Annotated in this window: 16 protein-coding genes; 6 read left to right on the top strand and 10 right to left on the bottom strand. The window is 35.0% G+C overall.

Annotation, left to right across the window (positions count from 1 at the left end):
- The first annotated feature begins 26 nt into the window (after positions 1–26).
- Complete coding sequence (locus tag KO509_RS00350; protein ID WP_215971299.1) at positions 27–1,154, top strand: PilT/PilU family type 4a pilus ATPase; 1,128 nt, start codon at positions 27–29, stop codon at positions 1,152–1,154.
- Between the two features lie 46 nt (positions 1,155–1,200).
- Here the strand turns inward: KO509_RS00350 and KO509_RS00345 are convergent, their stop codons facing one another.
- Positions 1,201–1,635: a CBS domain-containing protein gene (locus KO509_RS00345; RefSeq protein ID WP_215971298.1), complete on the bottom strand. Its 435-nt coding sequence runs from the start codon at positions 1,633–1,635 to the stop codon at positions 1,201–1,203.
- Between the two features lie 213 nt (positions 1,636–1,848).
- Between KO509_RS00345 and KO509_RS00340 the strand changes: the two genes are divergently transcribed.
- The 3 genes from KO509_RS00340 (at position 1,849) to KO509_RS00330 (ending at position 5,537) form a co-directional block, all read left to right on the top strand.
- The gene (locus KO509_RS00340) at positions 1,849–3,294 is read left to right on the top strand and encodes a coniferyl aldehyde dehydrogenase (protein ID WP_215971297.1); all 1,446 of its coding nucleotides are present in this window, start codon (positions 1,849–1,851) and stop codon (positions 3,292–3,294) included.
- 286 nt (positions 3,295–3,580) lie between these two features.
- Positions 3,581–4,261, top strand: a complete 681-nt coding sequence (locus KO509_RS00335) for a TIGR00153 family protein (protein WP_215971296.1) — start codon at positions 3,581–3,583, stop codon at positions 4,259–4,261.
- Positions 4,262–4,271: 10 nt separating this feature from the next.
- Positions 4,272–5,537: an inorganic phosphate transporter gene (locus tag KO509_RS00330; protein WP_215971295.1), complete on the top strand. Its 1,266-nt coding sequence runs from the start codon at positions 4,272–4,274 to the stop codon at positions 5,535–5,537.
- Positions 5,538–5,664: 127 nt separating this feature from the next.
- On the opposite strand, the gene KO509_RS00325 is transcribed toward KO509_RS00330, so the two are convergent.
- Entirely contained in the window at positions 5,665–5,943 is a 279-nt protein-coding gene (locus KO509_RS00325; RefSeq protein WP_215971294.1) for a peptidylprolyl isomerase, read from the bottom strand.
- A gap of 318 nt (positions 5,944–6,261) precedes the next feature.
- Between KO509_RS00325 and KO509_RS00320 the strand changes: the two genes are divergently transcribed.
- The gene (locus KO509_RS00320; protein WP_215971293.1) at positions 6,262–7,179 is read left to right on the top strand and encodes a hydrogen peroxide-inducible genes activator; all 918 of its coding nucleotides are present in this window, start codon (positions 6,262–6,264) and stop codon (positions 7,177–7,179) included.
- Positions 7,180–7,309: 130 nt separating this feature from the next.
- On the opposite strand, the gene KO509_RS00315 is transcribed toward KO509_RS00320, so the two are convergent.
- The 5 genes from KO509_RS00315 to KO509_RS00295 form a co-directional block, all read right to left on the bottom strand.
- A complete protein-coding gene (locus KO509_RS00315) occupies positions 7,310–7,585 on the bottom strand; it encodes a hypothetical protein (protein ID WP_215971292.1) in 276 nt (91 codons plus the stop codon).
- Between the two features lie 234 nt (positions 7,586–7,819).
- Positions 7,820–9,994, bottom strand: coding sequence for a malate synthase G (locus tag KO509_RS00310; protein ID WP_215971291.1), 2,175 nt, complete (start codon positions 9,992–9,994; stop codon positions 7,820–7,822).
- Between the two features lie 182 nt (positions 9,995–10,176).
- Positions 10,177–10,887 carry an LrgB family protein gene (locus tag KO509_RS00305; RefSeq protein WP_215971290.1) on the bottom strand — a complete coding sequence of 237 codons (711 nt, stop codon included), beginning with the start codon at positions 10,885–10,887 and terminating at the stop codon, positions 10,177–10,179.
- A 1-nt stretch (position 10,888) separates the two neighbouring features.
- Positions 10,889–11,263 carry a CidA/LrgA family protein gene (locus KO509_RS00300; RefSeq protein ID WP_215971289.1) on the bottom strand — a complete coding sequence of 125 codons (375 nt, stop codon included), beginning with the start codon at positions 11,261–11,263 and terminating at the stop codon, positions 10,889–10,891.
- Between the two features lie 113 nt (positions 11,264–11,376).
- A complete protein-coding gene (locus KO509_RS00295) occupies positions 11,377–12,318 on the bottom strand; it encodes a LysR family transcriptional regulator (RefSeq protein WP_215971288.1) in 942 nt (313 codons plus the stop codon).
- A gap of 340 nt (positions 12,319–12,658) precedes the next feature.
- On the opposite strand from KO509_RS00295, the gene KO509_RS00290 reads away from it, so the two are divergent.
- Complete coding sequence (locus KO509_RS00290; RefSeq protein WP_215971287.1) at positions 12,659–14,248, top strand: isocitrate lyase; 1,590 nt, start codon at positions 12,659–12,661, stop codon at positions 14,246–14,248.
- Positions 14,249–14,645: 397 nt separating this feature from the next.
- Here the strand turns inward: KO509_RS00290 and KO509_RS00285 are convergent, their stop codons facing one another.
- From KO509_RS00285 to fba, 3 genes are all read right to left on the bottom strand, one after another.
- Entirely contained in the window at positions 14,646–15,428 is a 783-nt protein-coding gene (locus tag KO509_RS00285) for a DUF481 domain-containing protein (RefSeq protein WP_215971286.1), read from the bottom strand.
- Positions 15,429–15,515: 87 nt separating this feature from the next.
- Entirely contained in the window at positions 15,516–16,376 is an 861-nt protein-coding gene (locus KO509_RS00280) for a DUF481 domain-containing protein (protein WP_215971285.1), read from the bottom strand.
- 386 nt (positions 16,377–16,762) lie between these two features.
- Complete coding sequence (gene fba / locus KO509_RS00275) at positions 16,763–17,827, bottom strand: class II fructose-bisphosphate aldolase (RefSeq protein WP_215971284.1); 1,065 nt, start codon at positions 17,825–17,827, stop codon at positions 16,763–16,765.
- Positions 17,828–18,027: the final 200 nt, after the last annotated feature.

The raw sequence follows: 18,027 nt of genomic DNA, 5'->3' as shown, positions 1-18,027 counted from the left end.
TGTAATTAATAAGATAGGAATAATTAATGGCTTTTCATCAGTTATTAGAAAAAATGGTTGCTGCACAAGCTTCCGATATGTTCGTTACCGCAAAGTTACCTGTTAGTGCAAAAATTAATGGTGAGTTACAGCCTATTGATGATCAGGTTTTAACTGCAAAAGATGCATTAGCTTTAGTGCATAACGCGATGAATGAAAAACAGATTCGTCAATTTGATGAAGAAAAAGAATGTAATTTTGCCATTTCAATTGATGGAATAGGACGTTTTCGTATTTCTGCTTTTTGGCAGCGTGATATGGCAGGTATGGTTGTTCGTCGTATCGTTACCGAAATACCTGATGCCGATGAACTTGGATTACCGTCTGTGCTGAAAGATGTTGTGATGTCAAAACGTGGCTTAGTGCTTTTTGTTGGTGGTACAGGTACTGGTAAATCAACGTCAATGGCATCATTAATTGGTTATCGAAATCGTAATGCACGTGGACATATTCTTACTATTGAAGATCCAGTGGAATTTGTTCATGAACATGGTAAAAGTATGATAACTCAGCGTGAAGTCGGCTTGGATACCGAATCATTTGATGCTGCTTTGAAAAGCTCTTTACGACAAGCGCCTGATGTTATTCTGATTGGTGAGATTCGTAGTAAAGAAATCATGGAACACGCATTAAGTTTTGCAGAAACAGGTCATTTATGTATTGCTACTTTACATGCTAACAATGCAAACCAAGCAATCGATCGTATTATGCATTTAGTACCCGCTGATCAGCATGGTAAATTATTATTTGATTTAGCATTGAATCTTAGGGGGATTATTGCTCAGCAATTGGTGCCAACTCAAGATGGTAATGGCCGGGTTGCTGCGATTGAAATTTTATTAAACTCGCCTTATGTATCAGAGCTTATTAAAAAAGGGGATGTTGGTAGCCTCAAAGATGTCATGAAAAAATCAAATGAACAAGGTATGCAAACCTTTGACCAAGCATTATTTAATTTATATGACGAAGGCTTAATTACTTATGCTGATGCGCTTCATCATGCTGATTCTCCAAATGATTTACGTTTAATGATTAAACTACGAAGTAACGATCAAAGTGGTACCGGAGGGCTCGCAGGTGTAACACTTGATGGGCTTGACGACTATACTGACTAACCGCTTTACTATATTTTAGTTGCTAATTTTTAATAGTTTTAAATTATTAAATGTTAGCTGCTAATTTCTCTTTATATCTCAATGCTAATACTTTTAATAAATCTCGCCAAGTAATAATTCCTATTGGTTCATTCTGGTTATTGACTACTGGTAAGCAGGACACATTATTATCATATAAAAGTAAGACTGCTTCGTTTAGTGATTGTTGTGCTTGAATGGTAATTAAATTGCGAGCCATTATTAAATGCAGCTTTTTTTGCATTAAAGCGGTATCTCTGAAGGTTTCATGGCTCGTGCCAACCGTTGGGCTTAGATGTTTATATAAATCTCTATCTGTAATTACACCGGCTAATAAACCATTCTCGTCAGTAATAATAGCGTGATGTACGTTGTTATTTTCAAACAGATCCTTGGCCTTACTTAATGGAGAGTCCATAGAAAGGGTAAGTAAACTGCGGTTCATTAACTTTTCAATTTTCATATGTTTATTCTACTTTTAATGATTCCATAATGGTGAGTATAGCAATAGATAATTTTCCATGAAAACTATCGCCTTATATAAAATTGTATGCTTAGATGGTTTAATAAAATAAAAATGTTAATTATCTATTTTTTAACAAGTATAGCAACAGCTGTTATCGCTATACTATGTATTCTAAAACGCAGCATTTCCGAATCATAGAGGCAATTAATAATGGCGAAAAATTTATATAGTGCATTAGACGATCAACAAGAAATTAGTCAAATTGATAATGTGTTATTAATGCAAAAAAAAGCCTTTGTAAATGACCCTTACCTTTCTGCACAAGCACGTATAGATGATTTAGTTAAATTAAAATCAGCTATTCTTAGCTCTCAAGAGGCTTTACTTCAAGCCCTGTCAAAGGATTTTGGCTGCCGTAGTATTGACGATAGTAAAATGGCTGATTTAATGCCTACAATTATGGGTATTAATTATGCTATTAAACATATTAAAAAATGGATGAAACCATCAAAACGTCATGTGGGGTTACTTTTTCAACCTGCGAAAGCTTTTGTTATGTATCAGCCGTTAGGGGTTGTTGGCATTATTACACCGTGGAACTATCCATTATTTTTATCGCTTGGCCCTTTGACCACCGCACTTGCTGCTGGGAATAGAGCGATGATTAAAATGTCTGAATTTACACCTGCTACAAATGATGTAGTAAAAGAAATGCTGTTGAGTATATTCTCAAACGATAAAGTGGCTGTAATTAATGGTGGCTCTGATGTTGCCTCTCACTTTTCTGAACAACCTTTTGATCATTTGATTTTTACTGGGTCAACCCGTGTTGGTAAAGTTGTTATGGCAGCAGCAGCTAAAAATTTAACGCCAGTTACTTTAGAGTTAGGCGGTAAATCACCAACAATTATTGATGATGAAATTGAGATTAACGATGCTGTCTCCCGTTTTATTTTAGCTAAAACGCTTAACGCAGGACAAACCTGTGTCGCACCTGATTATCTTCTTTGCCCTGAGCGACGAGTTGATGAATTAAAGCATGCGATAAGCAAACAATTTATAAAAATGTACCCTAGTGTGGCTGATAATAACGATTATGGTGCAATAATTAATGATATGCAGTTACAGCGATTGAACCAATGGCTAGAAGATGCACGAGCTAAAGGAGCTATTTTAACGCCATTAGGTAATGACAATCTGCAAGATTGTTTGTCGGCAGGTAAAATTCCATTAACGTTAGTTAATAATGTAAATGACGAAATGCTGTTAATGCAGGAAGAAATTTTTGGGCCTATTTTACCTATCGTTAGTTATAAGGATATAGATGATGCGATTGCTTATGTAAATGCTAGGCCTCGTCCACTGGCTTTATATTTATGTAGTCATAATACTGATATTCAGCAAATGGTACTTGAAAAAACACATGCTGGCGGTGTTTGTTTAAATGATGCAGCAATGCATGTGGCTCAAGATGATATGCCATTTGGTGGCATAGGCCCCTCAGGTATGGGCCATTATCATGGCCATGAAGGTTTTTTAACTTTTTCCAAAGCAAAATCAGTCTTTAAAAAAGGTAAAATAAATACGGCATCTACTGCATTTCCTCCCTATAATAAATTAGTTCATAAACTTATTTATAAACTATTTTTAAAATAATACTCTCCTTTTATTAATGAGAAGGTAAAACGCCCTACATTATTTTATAATAAACTATCAGTTTTACCTCTGTAATAAAAATGTCACATAAGTGTCATATACTCTGCGAAGCTAAAATAAATTAAGCGTATATAGGTCGATTTCACTGTATTATGTCAACTTGATTAAGTTATTCTCCACTCAAATTTAATCAAATTGGTAGTGTAGGAAAGTTTAACTTAGTTAAATAAATACGGTATGATCAACATTAATTGATTTACAACGAAAATAATAACTGGAAAATATCATGGCCAGCAATTCAATATTGGGTGTTTTTGCAAAGTCCCCAATTAAACCATTAGTAAAACATATCAAATTGGTTGTTAAATGTAGCAATCAACTTATTCCATTTTTTAACGCTTGTAGCGAACAAAACTGGAGTGAAGCAGCCAAGGTTCGTCGCAAGTTATCTAAATTAGAGCAAGATGCTGACGTATTGAAACGACAATTACGATTAGAGCTGCCAGGTGGTTTATTTATGCCGGTAGATCGAGCTGATTTGCTTGAGCTACTTAGTCAGCAAGATAAAATAGCGAATAAAGCTAAAGATATTTCGGGGCGTATTCTCGGTAGAAAGTTAGAGATTCCTGAAAGTTTGCACACACAATTTGATGCTTATTTAGCACGCTGTATTGAAGCAACTGAAAAAGCAGCTGAAGCGATTAGTGAATTAGATGATTTATTAGAAACTGGCTTTCGTGGACGCGAAGTAGAGTTAGTTGAAAAAATGATAAATCAACTAGACGAAATTGAAAAAGATACTGACAACATGCAAATCGTGTTGCGTAAAGATTTACTTGCTTTAGAAAGTGAGTTAAATCCCGTTGATGTAATATTTTTATATCAAATTTTTGATTGGGTTGGTGATTTAGCTGATCTTGCTGAACGTGTAGGCGCACGTTTAGAAATTCTTTTAGCTAGAAAATAGGGTTTAACCGATGGAAATTATACAAAATTCAGGCTCTATTTTAGTCATGATCGCCGCTATTGTTGGTTTGTTTATGGCGTGGGGTATCGGTGCTAACGACGTAGCAAATGCGATGGGTACCTCAGTTGGCTCAAAAGCGTTAACTATTAAGCAAGCAATTATTATTGCTATGGTCTTTGAATTTGCCGGTGCTTATTTAGCGGGTGGCGAAGTTACCTCAACGATTCGTAAAGGGATTATTGACGCTAGCTTTTTTATAGATTCACCTGAATTACTCGTCTTTGGGATGATTTCAGCGCTATTTGCTGCGGCAACTTGGTTACTTATTGCATCTGCTTTAGGTTGGCCTGTATCTACAACACATTCTATTGTTGGCGCTATTGTAGGTTTTGCTGCTATGGGCGTGAGTGTTGATGCTGTTACTTGGTCTAAAGTGCTTGGTATTGTAGGCAGTTGGGTAATAACCCCATTAATCTCTGGTGTTATCGCATTTATTATCTTTAACAGTGCTCAAAAGCTGATTTTTGATACAGATAAACCGTTGGTACAAGCTAAGCGTTGGGTACCAATGTATATGTTTTTTGCTGGTTTTGTTCTTGCGCTAGTGACAATTACCAAAGGTTTAAAACACTTAAATTTACATATAGATACGGGTGATGCCTTTATTTATGCTGGTATTACTTCTGTTGTTGTCGCTTTAATTGGTAAATATTTCATTAGTCGAATTAAGTTTGATGAATCTGCAGAGCTTAAAACACATTACGCCAATGTAGAGAAAGTATTTGCTGTATTAATGATTGTTACAGCTTGTTGTATGGCCTTTGCTCATGGTTCGAATGATGTTGCTAACGCTATTGGTCCATTAGCTGCGGTTGTTAGTATTGTTGATAATGACGGTGCAATTTCAGCTAAATCAGCAATAGCTTGGTGGATATTACCATTGGGTGGTTTTGGTATTGTTGCTGGCCTAGCTATCTTTGGTCATAAAGTTATTGCAACTATTGGTCAAGGCATTACGCATTTAACACCAAGTCGTGGCTTTGCTGCTGAATTAGCTGCAGCATGTACTGTCGTTATCGCTTCAGGAGCAGGTTTACCTATTTCGACTACTCAAACTTTAGTAGGTGCGGTATTAGGTGTTGGAATGGCACGTGGTATTGCAGCAATTAATTTAGGTGTAGTACGTAATATTGTTATTTCTTGGGTAATTACATTGCCTGTAGGCGCAGCATTATCCATTATATTCTTCTGGATGATGAAAGGGATATTTGCTTAATATCTTGAGTTAATCGATAGCTCAATAATAGTAATAAAAAAGCCGCATTTATTGATGCGGCTTTTTTTGTGGTTTGTAGATGATAATCTAATATAATACCAAATGGGGAAAAGTCAGATTATGTTTACTAGCTACGTTCAGTAACTTCAAGTAAATGATATCCAAATTGAGTTTTTACAGGACCTTGAACTTCATTAAGTGGAGCAGAAAAGACCACTTTGTCAAACTCAGGAACCATTTGTCCTGGACCAAAAGTTCCTAAGCTGCCACCTTGTGCTTTAGATGGGCAATTTGAGTGCTCTTGTGCTACTTCTGCAAAATCCTTTCCATTTTCAATATCGGCTTTTAATGCTAAACATTGTTCTTCGGTATCAACCAATAAATGACGTGCTGCTGCTTGAGACATGCTTTTTCCTATTTATAACTATAGTGAGAATTAATTTCACTAACAATAACGTATCTAGTCATAGATTTAAAGCGGGTGTATCGATTTATTCTTGTGTCAAATTAGAGCGGCTGACACCTGCTTTATTTAATTAGAGAGCTTGCTGTGTGCAGAAAAAATAGAGCAAGGAAAGTTAATACATTAAAGCAATAATGGATTAATATAATTTAGCGCAATATCATCTCACTGCATTTCGTTAAGTATAAGAGGAGAGTAATTTATTGATTATTGAAATTGGTATAATATAAAGCCAAGGCTTAAATCATATAATCGTTGTCTATGGAAAATAATATCTTCAATAATAAGTTGCCTAATCTTAAACATTTAAATTACTTACTGGCACTTGATAAACACAAACACTTTAATAAAGCTGCTCAAGCTTCATTTGTGAGTCAATCAACCCTAAGCAGTGCTATTTTAAAGTTAGAAGAGCAACTTTCATGTCAATTATTAGAGCGCGATCATAAGAGCTTTGTGTTTACTAGCCATGGTAAGCAAGTCGTTTTACTTGCAAAGCAATTATTATTAAATGCTAATGAATTTGTTACTTTTGCTAAGCAACAAGAAAGCCAAAACGAAGGGAGCATCCGAATAGGTTGTATACCGACGATAGCCCCTTTCTTATTGACAGATTTAGTTTTGTTGTGTCAACAGCAATTGCCAAAACTTGAGCTTTATTTGTGTGAAGATACGACTGATAACTTAATGGTACAGCTAGAGCAAGGAGAGATTGATTGTGCTATTTTAGCTTTTCCTATGCCCAAGCATAACTTTTCAATGCGAATATTAGGTAGAGATAAATTCTATATTGCAGGTGAAAAAAATCTGGTGGCTAGTATGTTAAATTCTCGAAATTACGATAGTTTGCCCCAAAAGAGTATATTTTTACTAAAAAAAGAACATTGTTTAACAGAGCATACCGTTGCCGCCTGTCAACTAGCTGATTACAGTCGCATTAACAGTTTTTCAGCGTCAAGCTTAGCAACTTTGGTTCAGATGACGGTTTTTCATCATGGCATAACATTTCTCCCTCAAATGGCGGTAGAAAAAGGCGTTGGTAAATTAGAAGGATTAACTATAAAACCAATAGAAGATGATGTTTATCGAGAAATAGGCATGATATGGCGAAAAGCAAGTATGAGAGAACAGTCTTTCTTGGCTTTAGGCGAGTTAATATCTGACTTACTTAATAAGTGAGTAGCAATATCATGTAATACTCATTATCTATTTAGTTTTGAATGGTAGTAGCTTGAGTATTGTGTAGATAAGTAAGTCAGAAGGTGTTTATTTTAAGTAGACTATTCTTAAGTCGACAGTTTTAAGTCAATTATTTGAAAGATGAAATAAATTGTTGTAGCTTTTCATTAAAAATCATAGTCATTTCAAAGAACTCGTTGTTCTTATATTTACTATTGTTTGATGATAAAGCTATATTCTCGTTAACCGTTCGAGTCGATAATGAAGGTTTTAATACCATAGACTCTGACGTTGATGAAGATTGAATATAAAGCGTATTGACTTGTATTAAATTGCTTTTGGCAAATGTTGACCATGAAATTATTGTGATTGAAACAATCAATAATAGTGAAAATAATGTTTTCATATAGTTCTCCCGCCAATTTAGAAATTTAAAGATACATTATAACTATATTTTTTTACAAAGGTAAATACTATATTAATAAGGTAAGCGTTATATTTAGTAGGATAAAGTGTTTTAATCGCTAAGATCAGAATATTTATGCTACTTCGTTCCTATTAATTCGTGTCGTATTGTTGATATCGATAATAGCCAGAGTTTTACTTCTGGCTATTATTACTTAACGCATTAACAAATTAACTACTTCATACTTGCCTTCTTATCTAACCTAAACTGGTGTAATAATGGCTCAGTGTAACCGCTTGGTTGTTCAGCACCTTGGAAAACGAGTGCTGAAGCTGCTTTAAAAGCAATACTATTTGTAAAGTCAGTACTCATTGACTGATAGCTTGGATCCCCTGCATTTTGACTATCAACAATCTTTGCCATTTTTTCTAAGCTTGCTTGTACTTGTTCTGGCGTGCAAATTTTGTGGTAAAGCCAGTTAGCGATATGTTGACTAGAGATACGTAACGTTGCTCTGTCTTCCATTAAACCAACGTCATTAATATCTGGTACTTTAGAGCAGCCAATACCTTGGTCTATCCAACGCACTACATAACCTAATATGCCTTGGGCATTATTATCTAGCTCTTCAGTAATCTCATCAATGCTCCAGTTAGTATCTTGTGCTAATGGAATTGTTAAAATGTCATCTAAATTAGCACTTTCACGTTGCATTAAATCTTTTTGTAGCGAGAATACATCTATACGGTGGTAATGTAGTGCATGTAATGTAGCTGCTGTTGGTGAAGGCACCCAAGCAGTATTTGCACCAGCTTCTACATGGTTAATCTTAGTGGCAACCATATTAGCCATTTGATCAGGTATTGGCCACATACCTTTACCTATTTGAGCTTTTTGGCTAAAACCACAGGCTAACCCAACATCTACATTATTATTCTCATAAGCGCCTATCCAGGGTGTTAATTTTATATCGGCTTTACGTGCCATAGGACCTGCAGCCATAGATGTGTGAATTTCATCACCTGTTCTATCTAAAAATCCAGTGTTGATAAATACCACTCGTTCTTTAGCTGCATGGATACAGTTTTTTAAATTGACACTTGTACGTCTTTCTTCATCCATAATACCCATTTTTATGGTATTTGGCGGTAATAATAGAGCTTTTTCTACACGAGAAAATAATGTATTGGCAAATTGTACTTCTTCAGGACCGTGCATCTTAGGCTTAACTATGTAAATAGAGCCTTCATTACTATTACTTAATGAGCCATTACCTTTAATGTCATGTAAAGCGATTAATGACGTAATCATAGCATCTAAGATACCTTCAGGTACTTCATTACCTTGTGCATCTATAATGGCGTTATTTGTCATTAAATGCCCAACATTACGTACAAACATTAAGCTACGCCCTTTAAGTGTGATTGTATCACCCGATAGCGATTGATATTGTCTATCGCTATTCATTTTTCGTGTAAATGATTGACCACCTTTAGTAATGTTTTCCGTTAAATTGCCCTTCATTAAACCAAGCCAATTTCGATAAGCAATGACTTTATCTTCGCCATCTACTGCTGCAACTGAGTCTTCACAATCCATAATTGTTGTTAAGGCTGACTCAATAATCACGTCGCTTAATGTTGAAGGATCTGCTTTACCGATTTCACTGTTAGCATCAAAAACTAACTCAAGGTGTAAGTTATTATGCTTAAATACTAAGGTACTTGGCTTACTGATACTGCCAGTAAAGCCAATAAATGCATCATTATTTTGTAATGAGCTTTGTTGACCATTACTTAAGCTAACCATTAATTGTTGTTCATTTAAGTGGTAAGCAACGACATCTTTATGGCTGCCATCAATTAGCGGAATTGCTTGATCTAAGAAATCTTTAGCGTAACTAATTACTTTAGCGCCGCGAACAGGGTTATATGCACCCGCTTTTTCTGCGCCATTATCGTTACTAATTACATCGGTACCATATAAAGCATCATATAAGCTGCCCCAACGTGCATTTACTGCATTTAAAGCAAAACGAGCATTCATTATTGGTACAACAAGTTGTGGCCCTGCAATTGTAGCAAGCTCAGCATCAACATTTTCTGTAGTGATCGAAAAATCTTCAACAACAGGAGCTAAATAACCAATGTCAGTTAAAAACTGTTTGTAATTTACAAAGTTAAATTTTTCGCCAACGTTATCTTGATGCCAACGGTCAATTTTTTCTTGTAATGCTTCACGCTTAACCAGTAATTTTTTATTGTCACCAGACAAGTCATTAATAATTTGAGCAAAATCTTGCCAAAACTGTGTTGAAGATACTCCTGTATCTGGTAAAGCTTCATGTTCAATAAAATCAAATAATTCTTGATTTATTGTTAAGCCTGATAATTTTACGTTTTGAGTCATGTTTTCCTCGCTTATTCTGGTGACATTTAATCTGTTTAGGTGGTGTTAGTAACATTGAGTTTAATCACTCTATCCTATTGTTAATAGCATGGACTAGCAAACACAGTGTTATTATAACTATTATTCATTTTGTGAATGTATTTTTATTTATTTTTCAAATCTATTTATAGTGATTTTTACATTTAAAAAAGTGGTAACAATAAAGGAACTATTATCGGTATTATTAAGGCGGTTAATAATGCAGATATGATTAATGCTACTGAGCTATATGCACCTTGATTAAGGTTGTTTTTTGAGAGAATAATACTGCCAATAACATGACTACCAGTACCAATAGCCAGCCCTATAGCAATATCGCTTCGTATGTTAATAAATTTTAGCCAAATAGGACCTAAAATAGCACCTGAAAAACCTGCGATCATAATAGCAAAAGCGGTGATAGAGCTATCACCTTGCAAGCGCTCTGTTAAGGTTATCCCTATGGGAGTAGTTACTGATTTTAATGATAGCGCAATAGCAATTTCAGTTTGATGAATTAATAACATAGTTAAGGAAAAGCTAATAATCATCACAATACATATACCTAATGCAAGTATTGCAATGAGCTCTTTCCAATAGCGTTTTATATGCTGAAGTTGCTGATATAAAGGGAAGCCTAAGGCAACAGTGGCAGGCTCTAATAAAGCGTTTAGTACTTGTGTGGAATCACGATAGCTAGGGTAATCAATATTATTAACTAATAAGTAAGGTATGATGACAATAGTAGAGAATAGCATTGGATTTAACCAAATTAATTGCCATTTTTGTTGAGCCCAAGAAATACTTTGATAAAGTGCTAACGTCATCAAGGTAAGTATTAATGCATCGATTAGATTTATGTTGTCAAATGACATATTAATAATCCTTTACATCTGCAGCTGGTTTTGATTTTGTTGTTAAATATTTTTCAACTAAAATACCAACGAAGCTTATTAATATAAAGGTAGTCACAAGAATTATTGCGACTATCGAGTAGCCATGTTTTTGAAATAATTCAAAATGATTAATTATCCCAACAGCTGCAGGAATAAAACATATACCCATATGCTTTATTCCCCACTGATTGGCTTGCTGAACTTTATCTGGGTTAAACCAACCTAACTGTAATAGTATGCAATAGAGTACCATACCATATAAACTTGCTGGTAAACCGCCAATAACACTGTAAAGCATTCTGCCAGATATTAAGCAAATACTAATAGCTATAATGGTATAAATAATATTTTTCATTCTAACTCAGTTAATTAGAAAACTGCTGGGGAGTATATTCCAACATTATTAAGTTCATTATTAACTTAGAGCTGGCTAAATAAGCAAGCTCTAAGTTAATTAATAGATTAGTGTTACATTTGTACTAATCTTGCGGCTTCTATGACTAAATGTCTGAACCACACATGGCTTGCATCATGATGAAGTAAAGGGCTCCATATCATTTTTAATTCCATATCTGGTATTTCAAACGGCGGTTTAACAATAATATAATTAGCATCGCTTTTATGTAACATAGCCGCTTTTGTTGGTAAGGTAGCAATCAGGTTATCTTCAAAAGCAAGTTGCATTGCAACATGATAGTTTCGAGTGAATACCTTTATATCACGCTTTTTACCCAATCTTGCTAGTGATTCATCAACCCAACCCAATTTTTGTACGTCGTTTGGATTCATTCCAACCCCAACACCAAAACCTGTTTTTGATACCCAAACATGTTTGGCCGCTAAGTAAGAGTTTAAGTTGAATTTACTAACTATTGGGTTTTCGGCACTGACTAAGCAAGAGAAGGAATCACGCCATATCGACTTTTGATGAAAAGACTGAGGTAGTTCATCGAAACGGTTTATTGCCATATCAATTTTACCTGCTTCAACATCGTGAAAGGTAACATCACTAGGTGTCATAATATCAATAGTGACATTAGGTGCTACTTTATTAAGAAGCTTTAGCAATTTAGGTAATAGAGTAGAGGCTGCATAGTCACTGGCCATGATACGAAATACACGGGTACTATGCTGTTCATTAAACTCTTCTTCGCCTTGTAACGTTTTTTCTAATTCAAGTAATATCTTTCTAATCGCTGGCGCTAGCGCTCTTGCTCTTTCAGTTGGAGACATTCCATCAGAAGTACGTACTAGTATAGGATCATTGAATAGCGTTCTTAACCTTTTTAAGCCGTTACTCATTGCAGGTTGAGTAATATTAAGCTGACCGGCAGCGCGAGTTACATTCTTTTCTCTAAGTAGTACGTCTAAATAAATTAGTAAGTTTAAATCAATTTTAGAAATATTCATCAGTTTGATAGCTCTCTCGTGATTCATAATTTAAATGAATATAAGCTAATTTTTAGTCTTGTTCAATAATAAATCGTGATTATTTCATATAAAAGTCATAAAAATTAATATTCAATAAGCTTTAATTCATTGTATTTTATTGGTTTAATTTTATTGATGTAGAATTTGAATGTTGTATTTTTTGTGTGAATGGTGGTAATAGTAATTATATATTTCATAAATAGTGGATGGTTGGTTATTATTTTTGTTGTCCGGTGTGGTTGCTTTCATAGCAAGTTACACTAACCTAATTTTAGTTATATAACTTAGATTCATGTAAATAAGACCATTGGAGAATATTATGTCTAATTATCAAAGTGCAATTGAAGCAGTTAAAGCAATAAAAGAAAAAGCAGGTTCATCTTGGGATCCTATTAATCCTGAATCAGTAGCTCGTATGAGAACACAAAACAGATTTAAAACTGGTTTAGAGATTGCTCAGTATACTGCAGATATCATGCGTGCTGATATGGCTGCATTTGATGCAGACAAGACTAAATACACACAATCATTAGGTTGCTGGCATGGTTTTGTTGGTCAACAAAAAATGATTTCTATCAAGAAACATTTTGATGGCAAAACAGATCGTCGTTATTTATACCTTTCTGGTTGGATGGTTGCTGCACTTCGTAGTGAATTTGGTCCGCTTCCAGATCAATCTATGCATGAAAAAACGTCAGTAGCTTCTTTAGTTGAAGAGCTTTATACATTCTTACGTCAAGCTGATGCTCGTGAATTAGGTGGTCTTTTCCGTGAGTTAGATGCAGCAACATCAGAAAGTGAAAAAGCAGCTATTCAAGACAAAATTGATAACCATGTAACACATGTTGTACCAATTGTTGCTGATATTGATGCTGGTTTTGGTAATGCGGAAGCGACTTATTTAATGGCTAAGCAAATGATTGAAGCTGGCGCTTGTGCACTTCAAATTGAGAACCAAGTAGCGGATGAAAAGCAATGTGGTCACCAAGATGGTAAAGTTACTGTACCTCATGCTGACTTCCATGCGAAAATTCGTGCCTTACGTCATGCTTTCTTAGAGTTAGGTATCGATAACGGTATAATCGTTGCTCGTACTGACTCAGAAGGTGCGGGTCTTACTAAAGAAATTGCTGTTGTTAAAGAGCCAGGTGATTCAGGTGATATTTATAACTCTTTCTTAGATGTTGAAGAAATCGATGTAGCTGATATGGCTGAAGGTGATGTTTGCTTTAACCGTGATGGTAAATTAGTTCGACCTAAGCGTTTACCTTCTGGTTTATATCAATTCCGTCCTGGTACAGGCCATGAACGTTGTGTATTCGATTGTATTGGTGCACTTAATGCAGGTGCTGATTTACTTTGGATTGAAACGGCAGTACCTACTGTACACGAAATTGCGGGAATGATGGATGACGTTCGTAAAGTTCATCCAGATGCGAAACTTGTATATAATAACTCACCATCTTTTAACTGGACGCTTAACTTCCGTCAACAGACTTACGATACAATGGTTGAAGAAGGTAAAGACGTTTCTGCTTATGATCGTGCTAACTTAATGAGTGCGGAATATGATAATACTGAACTATCAGCTATCGCTGATGAACGTACTCGTACTTTCCAAGCTGATACAGCACGTGAAGCGAATGTTTTCCATCACTTAATCACGCTACCTACTTACCATACAACGGCATTATCTGTAGATAACTTAGCCAAAGAGTACTTCGGTGAGCAAGGTATGCTAGGTTATGTTAAAAACGTTCAACGTGAAGAGATTCGCCAAGGTATTGCCTGTGTTAAACATCAAAACATGTCTGGTTCTGATATGGGTGATGACCATAAAGAATACTTTGCTGGTGAGAATGCACTTAAAGCCGGTGGTGCGAAAAATACATCTAACCAATTTAACTAATCACTAATATATTAATTCTAAAAAAGCGATCTTCGGGTCGTTTTTTTGTGCCTGTAATTTAGGTACTGCCATGATAGCAGGCGTAATACTAGGATATTGTCTGGTGATTGTTGATAATACCAGTTTCATTAATTAAGTGAACAATTTTACACGTAGAAAAAATGGCCAAATACAAAGCGTTTATTTCAATAACTAGTTGTTATAATTACTAAAAAAATCTATTAGTTGTTTATAGTTAAACTGATTAACTTATTCATACGTATTTATGAAAAGGATAGAGCGGGAGAGGGGATATGAGAATTTTAACGAGTTAATATTATACAGTTACTATTGTTTGATTCTGTAAACAATAGTAACTGTAGTAATGAAGTGTTAACTTACTAAAACCATATAGTGGTTAGAAGTTGTAAATTAACGTCATTGATGTTTCAGTGTTCGTTTTTTCAAACTCAGGTTGAACTTCACTGTCATAATCAACGCGAATAGCAAATTTCAATTGTAGTGCATCAATTAGCTGAGCAGTAATAGAGCTTTCAGATTTATAAACACTATTTTCACCCGATTCTGTTGCTTGTCTAGCAACAAAATATTGCTTAAATTGAACATGTTCATTGAATTTATGTGTGTAAAGCGCTTGTGCTTGAATAATAAAGTTAGTGTTGCTCTCTGAGGCTTGTGTATCTGTTGCACGAGTTACATCATATTTTATACCTGGACCAATATCAGCAAAAAATGATGAGGTTTTGTTTTCAAACCAATGACGACCCCAACCAGCAGAAAAAGAGCCTTGTGACTCATAACCACTAAATTTATCTTGTTGATATGCAAGGTTTCCGTAAAGGTAGTTTTTACCTTCTTCACCAATGGTGTAATTAGTTTGACCTAAAACATCCCATTTATTATCAGTAGTTTCAAATTCTTCATTACCTTCATCATCTTCTGTTTCAATTTTTTTAGCTAGAATATTGAAGGCAAGTGTAGAGCGCCATTTATCTTGCTCGTAACCAAGGTTAAAAGCGGCTTTAACATCAGCGCTTTTAGTATTACCTGTTTTATATAAAAAACCTAATTCAGCTGATGCTGTATAAGGTGATTTTGCTTCAGCTGCATCTTCTGCCGCTGCTGTGTATGACAGTAGTGGTAATATACATAGGGTTGAAAGTGCTAATTTATGATTCATTGCTGTTTCCTTTTCAAAGTTGAGTCATTCTTGCGGATATAAAAACCGCTTTTAATTATGTGTTAATTTGTTTGATTTTTTATAATATTAAAAACTATAGACGAGTGTGGCAGCTGTTTGAGTATCAAAATTCTTTTGCTCTTCATCTACCTTGGTGTTGTAGCCTAAGGTAACTGTGAATTTTAATTGCAGCGTAGAAATTAGTTTTGTTGTGATTATTGTCTCTGACTTATAAATACTGTTTTCATCGGTATCAAGTGCTTGTTTAGCACTTAAATATTCTTTAAATTCAATATGATCGCCAATTTTTCTTATATATAACGCTTGAAGTTGAACGATAAAAGTATCTGCCGTTAATTGCTCATCGGTATCAGTTTCTTTGTATAAATCGCGTTTATAGCCAGGGCCTATATCTCCCCAAAGAGAAGCCTCGTTACTTCTATACCAGTGACGTCCCCAGCCAGTTGATATCGAGCTTTGATAATCAAAGCTACTGAATTCATTCTCTTCATACCAAATGTTGCCATAGACATAATTTTGTTCTTTATTATCTAAGTTATAGTTTGTTTGTGAAGATACAGTCCATTTGTGATCGGTCGTTTCAAAGTGTGTATCACCATCATCATAGACAACATCTGCCTTCTTTAATAATAAGTCGATATTTAATAAACTTAACCAGGCGCTTTTTTCAAAACGAAAATCTAAGCCTGTTTTTACATCACCACTATTAGTATTTCCCGTTTTGTAGAGGAAGCCAAGTTCAATTGAGCCAGTAAAAATTGGCGGCGTTCTAATGTTGGTAGTGGTATCAGGAGTTTCTAGACTAAATAAAATGTCAGCTGCTGTTGCACTTGATGTGTCAGGATTTGTTTTTTGAAAATTACTTCCTTGTGCATAAGTACTAACAGATAAATACAAAAATGATATCACAATGAGTAAACGAGGCATGTTAAGATCTTTTTTAGTTTGAAATATTATATCTAAGTCGTATGAAGCATCTTAGAACCAATTAAAAGTAGATTTATAAGCAAACATGTAGACGGGTATAACTGCGGCTAGAGCTAAATCAAAACTTTAAAAGAGTTCATTATAAAGCAGTTTTGATTATTTTAAAGTAGGATTTGATGTTTAATAGCAATTTGATTGAGTTTATTGTTAATAGGTTAGTCAATTAACGCTCTTGTCATCAGGTAAGTGATTTTTATAATAAGCATGATGTTTATGATTAACTATTTGAATAAATTAATTTTGTAGGTAAAAAAGGGCCAAAACCCTTTAAATAAATGATTTATTAGCCTAGAACCTCATTATTATAAATTCTAGGCTAATTTGTCTTACTTGATTATTGCGTTTAACTTACCAGCTTGGTATAAATCAAACATGCTATCAAGGCTGATAGGTTTTATTTTACTTGCATTACCGGCTGTATTAAATGCTTCATAACGAGCAACACAGATATCAGACATTGCTTTGGTTGTTTCGGCTAAAAATTTACGTGGATCAAATTCACTTGGGTTATGTGCTAAAAAGCGTCGAGTTGCGCCCGTTGAGGCTAATCGTAAATCAGTATCTATATTAACTTTACGTACGCCGTTTTTAATACCTTCTTGAATTTGTTCAACAGGTACGCCATAAGTTTCCGGAATATTACCGCCATATTCATTAATTATAGCTAACCATTCTTGTGGTACAGAAGATGAGCCATGCATTACTAAATGTGTATTAGGAATACGGGTATGAATAGCTTTGATGCGATCAATTGCTAGAATGTCACCTGTGGGTGGGCGAGTAAATTTGTATGCACCATGTGATGTACCGCAGGCGATAGCTAAAGCATCGACTTGCGTTTTTTGCACAAAATCAGCCGCTTCTTCAGGATCTGTTAACATTTGTTCAAGGGTTAACTTACCTACTGCACCAATGCCATCTTCTTCACCAGCTTCACCGGTTTCTAATGAACCTAAACAACCTAGTTCACCTTCAACAGAGACACCACAAGCATGTGCCATTTCAACAGTTCTACGTGTTACATCAATATTATATTCATAACTGCTTGGTGTTTTACCGTCATCCATTAAAGAGCCATCCATCATTACGGATGAAAAACCTAATTGAATAGAACGTTGGCAAACACTCGGCGATGTTCCATGATCTTGATGCATTACTACTGGAATATGAGGAAACTCTTCAATAGCAGCTAAAATTAAGTGTCGTAAAAAGGGGGCTCCAGCATATTTGCGTGCGCCTGCTGATCCTTGAAGAATTACAGGGCTATCCGTTTTGTCTGCTGCAATCATGATTGCGCGCACTTGCTCTAAATTATTTACATTAAACGCAGGAATGCCATAGTTGAATTCAGCTGCATGATCTAGCATTTGACGCATTGAAATTAAAGCCATTGATTACTCCTAATATTAGCCAATTAAATTTTTGAATGTGAAGGTGTTTTTTTTCTGTTTATGAATCATTATTTTTATAACAAACAGTGTTTATCAATAAATTATAACAGTATTTATACTGTTCAGGCAGTAAAAGTTGTTGTTTTGATGGTTTGACTGAAAATACGGGGTTGATGCTAGAAATTTACTAGAAAAGTAGT

It is taken from the genome of Colwellia sp. C2M11, assembly GCF_018860915.1.
Classification (GTDB): domain Bacteria; phylum Pseudomonadota; class Gammaproteobacteria; order Enterobacterales; family Alteromonadaceae; genus Colwellia.
The sequence above is the reverse complement of the archived record's forward strand: the minus strand, read 5'-3'. Positions and strand labels throughout refer to the sequence as shown.